Origin of the sequence: Rhizobium ruizarguesonis, assembly GCF_012349115.1 — a bacterium.
GTDB lineage: Bacteria > Pseudomonadota > Alphaproteobacteria > Rhizobiales > Rhizobiaceae > Rhizobium > Rhizobium ruizarguesonis.
Genome location: NZ_PQIG01000149.1, coordinates 1 through 3872, shown reverse-complemented (window position 1 = coordinate 3872; position 3872 = coordinate 1). Strand labels below are relative to the sequence as shown.

At 58.6% G+C, this 3872-nt stretch carries 3 protein-coding genes and 1 pseudogene; 1 reads left to right on the top strand and 3 read right to left on the bottom strand.

Annotated features, from left to right (window positions below; genetic code table 11):
- Positions 1–379: 379 nt before the first annotated feature.
- The 3 genes and pseudogenes from C3Y91_RS37480 to C3Y91_RS37470 all read right to left on the bottom strand — a co-directional run bounded on the left by C3Y91_RS37480 (position 380) and on the right by C3Y91_RS37470 (position 3015).
- Positions 380–1074, bottom strand: a pseudogene (locus C3Y91_RS37480) (SOS response-associated peptidase family protein).
- Positions 1075–1215: 141 nt separating this feature from the next.
- Positions 1216–2280, bottom strand: coding sequence for a non-homologous end-joining DNA ligase (ligD, locus tag C3Y91_RS37475; protein ID WP_130828043.1), 1065 nt, complete (start codon positions 2278–2280; stop codon positions 1216–1218).
- A 399-nt stretch (positions 2281–2679) separates the two neighbouring features.
- Positions 2680–3015, bottom strand: coding sequence for a helix-turn-helix domain-containing protein (locus tag C3Y91_RS37470; protein WP_130688988.1), 336 nt, complete (start codon positions 3013–3015; stop codon positions 2680–2682).
- Positions 3016–3112: 97 nt separating this feature from the next.
- On the opposite strand from C3Y91_RS37470, the gene C3Y91_RS37465 reads away from it, so the two are divergent.
- On the top strand, positions 3113–3872 hold a 760-nt coding region (locus tag C3Y91_RS37465), incomplete at its 3' end, for a LysR family transcriptional regulator (RefSeq protein ID WP_168576449.1).

Here is a 3872-nt window from a genome sequence, read left to right as displayed (position 1 = left end):
TTCTCAATGGAAATTATGCGCCTAACCGGCTCAGTTCTGCGTGGAAACCAACACCCAGCACCCGAGAACGCTGCCTCCCGACCACAATGGTCGAAAAATAAGCGGAGATTTATGTTGCATTGCAGCAAGCGCATGGCTGCACTGCGATCTGAGCGCTGGCGGTCGGGGCAGCCTCTGATATCTTAAGTCAACGAAGCAATGCACCTCCTCCCGCAAAGCTTCGTGTTTCAGGCGACCTATTCCTCCTCCCAGAGGTCGCCTGACGGAACAGCGGCACTCCTCCTCCCAGCCGTTGTTCAATCCTTTGAAAAAGCCTGCCGCACCTCCTCCCGCGGCAGGCTTTTTCGTTTTCGATACATTCAAGCTCTGAGTTCACGCGTCAAAGCAGACTGCCCTGTTCCACCGGTTCTCCGGACGTCGAGACGATCGTGGAGCCATAGGGTTCGCGCGACGAAATGAGCAGCGCATCATTCGGCAATGGGCGGGCCAGATCCTTAGCCTCTTCCCAGGGCGCCCGCATCCACGTGTCGGTCTCTTCCTTCGTCAGCAACAGGACCGGCATCGCCTTTCCATGGATTGGCTTCACCAGGTCGTTAGGATCCGTCGTCAGGAAACCGTAGAGATCATCGGTGGTCAGGCCGTCCCTGACCTTTCGGACACTCTGCCATTGCCGCACATGGAGACCGGCAAAGAACATCAGCGGCTTGGTTGCGTCACGGGCGAACCAGGCGTTCGGCACGTTGCCGCCTTGCTGCTGGCTGGCCGGATCAGGTCCGCGAAACTGGTGACCGGGACGAGACATCTGTTTTCGACACCGAACCATCGCGTCCAGTGCGGAAAATTCAGCTTGCGCACATTGGTCGTGCCGCGGTCGGCCTCCATGCGGATCAGTTCTTCGAGATCGAAAGGTTTGCCCTTGGCCGCCAGTTTCTCGGCCTTGGCTTTGGCCGCCTTCTCAAGTGCGAAGCGCGGCGAGGGCAATCCCCAGCGCGCATGGACCAGTTGCTTCTTTCCGTCGGCGGTGTTGCGGACGATCGGCCCCATCTGACCAGGATTCATCTGGTAGGCAGGCATCAGGTTGATCAGGCTTTCGGCGTCCTGGGCCCATTTTGCGACTCAGTCCCTGTCTTCCATGCGATACAGATTGCACATTGCAGGCCATCTACTCTGCTTGAGTTCGAATGGACGACAATCTAGCGGATGGCGCTGATTTCGCTAGTCGAGCCGGAAGACATCGGCATTGTCCTGGTGTTCTCGCAGACCTTTGTAGGACGGATGACGTAGTTTCCCATCCGACGTCCAGGCGCGAAACTCGATCTCGGCAATGAGTGTCGGCTCGACCCAGACAATGTCGGCACCTCCGGAATAAGGCAGGGGCGGCAGCTTTCGCTTCCATCGCAGCGTGTCCATCACCTTCCGCAATCGGATGATCTCGGTTTCCTTGAAGCCCGTGCCGACGCTTCCGACGTGGACGAGATCATCACCACGATACGCAGCAAGCACCAACGAGGCGAAGCCAGCAGCGAAGTTCGCCGACTTCTCATAACCGACAATGAAGAAGGCCTCGCTCTGGATGCATTTGACTTTCACCCAATCCCCGGTACGGCCCGAACGATAGGGCCGGTCGAGGTGCTTGCCGACGATGCCTTCCAGCCCGAGGCGGCAGACATGCTCCAGCAGGACAGCTGGTTCGCCATCGAGTGTTTCAGATAGTCGAATGGCGCCGACCTGGTCATTCCCTGGGGCGTTTAACGTGTCCTCGAGAAGGTGTCGGCGCGAACGGTATTCGACACCGCGCAGATCGTGCCCGTCCAGATAAACAAGATCGAAAGCGTAGAGGACGGCGTCGGAGGCTCGGTTGCCAGCTTGTCTGCCGGATGCGCCCAGCGATTGCTGCAGCAGCCCGAAATCCGGCCGCCCCTCCGCGTCGAGCACGACGGCTTCGCCATCGATGATCATCGTCGCCGGCCCGAGCGCTCGGGCGGCCTGCTCTATGGCCGGAAACCGATGCGTCCAGTCATGGCCGCCGCGGGTGAGAATCCGGATCCCTTGGGGCTCGATATGAACGGCAAGGCGATAGCCATCCAATTTCAGCTCCCAGTTCCACTCGTTTCCCTTTGGGGGACGGGACTTCAATTCCGCCAGCGCAGGCTCGACGCGCTCAGGCATGGGATCGAACAGCAGCTGTGGTTGGGCTGGATTTCGCTTGCCTCGCGGCCGGGAACGGATCGGGGCCTCGGCGTCACGAAGGAGGGGTTTTGATCTCGGAGGCTTCTTCATGCCGGGAGTTCAGCAGAAAAATCTTAAAGACACTGTGGCGATAGCGACTTGTCCCCGCAATTCACACAAAGGGATTAGCGCTAGCAAACGCTCGGAAAAAAATCTGCAGGCCGCTATTCAACGGCTCGTGCAGCGGCCGAACCCCATCAAGCGACAATATAGTGAGAAGGTCGGTGATGGATAACTGGTTTTCTGTTCTCATGTCCGCCAATCCCCCATCCTCGCCCGGACTGCCAAAGGTTCGCCGACATCGTGGACCATTATATGCACCTCGACGCAATGAAGGTGAATACAGGGAAATTCAGATAGTCGGGAACGACGTGGTCGCAGGTTCCGATCCCTTCAAGGCGACCAGCATTGGTTTCGGGGACGACCAAGAGCACCTCCGCGTCCGAAATATTAACGCCGTGTTTTTGCTGCGACGATCGCTTCCGCCTGTATGATGCATAGCTGTAGTTCTTCGAGCGTCATACCGTTTGCGGCATTCGCGAATCGCTCCAAAAGATCGGACATTTCAGCAACGGCGTCAGCGGGTTCTGTAACGCCTAGCAGCCAATTCGGTGTTGTTCCCAGTGACGACGTTATCCGTAGCAGCGTTGCTAGGTCGGGTTCTCTTCGGCCCGCCACGTAGTGAGCATATCGGCGCTCATCGAGGCCAACTCGCCTAGCGGCCTCAGCGTTCGAAATGCCTAGCTGTTCAGCTCTTTCGCGAAGCCGCTTTGACAGAATATCCATGGGAACGATTTGTTCCCCATTGATAACGATCTGGCCACGAACGTTATGTAGTGATATAACTACATCTTGTAGTTTCCAAATTTGATAGGTCGTGTCGATGGAATTACGCCAGCTCTCCTACTTCGTCGCGGTGGCCGAGGAACTGCACTTCGGCCGGGCGGCAGCCAAGGTCCGCATCGCCCAGCCGGCGCTCTCCAACCACGTACAGGCGCTGGAGCGCGAACTCGGCTGTGCGCTGTTCATCCGCTCGACCAGGCGGGTGGAACTGACCAGGGCAGGGGAGATCTTCCACGAACGCTGCGTCGGGATCCTGAGCGAGGTCGATCTTTCCGCCGAGATCACCAGGGCGGTGGCCGGCAAGACGATCCGGCAGATCAGGATCGGCACCGTCTATCCGGCCACCACCGGCGTGCTGCCGGCGTTTCTGGCAAAGATCGCCCGCAAGTACCCGGATATCCGCATCCATATATCAAGCGGCAATACCGGCGACATCATCCGCGGCCTGGAGAACGGCCAGATCAATCTCGGCTTCATCCGGCCGGTGGAAAATATCGGCTCGTTGCGCTTCGCCTCGATCGCCCATGAGCGTTATCTCTTGGCGGTCGCCCGCACCAACCGGCTGGCGGAACAGGCGGAGATTGCCATCGACGATCTGCGCTCGGAGAAGATCATCGCCTTCAATCGCAAGAACCTCTCCTACACCGAGCGGTACTTCAACGAGAAGTTCGAGGAATACGATCTGACCCGCAACATCGCTTACAGCTGCGACGATACCTATTCACTGGTGTCGCTGGTCTCGGCCGGCCTTGGCATCGGCTTTGCGCCGGAATGGACCGAGGGCCTGCCGAACCGGGCCT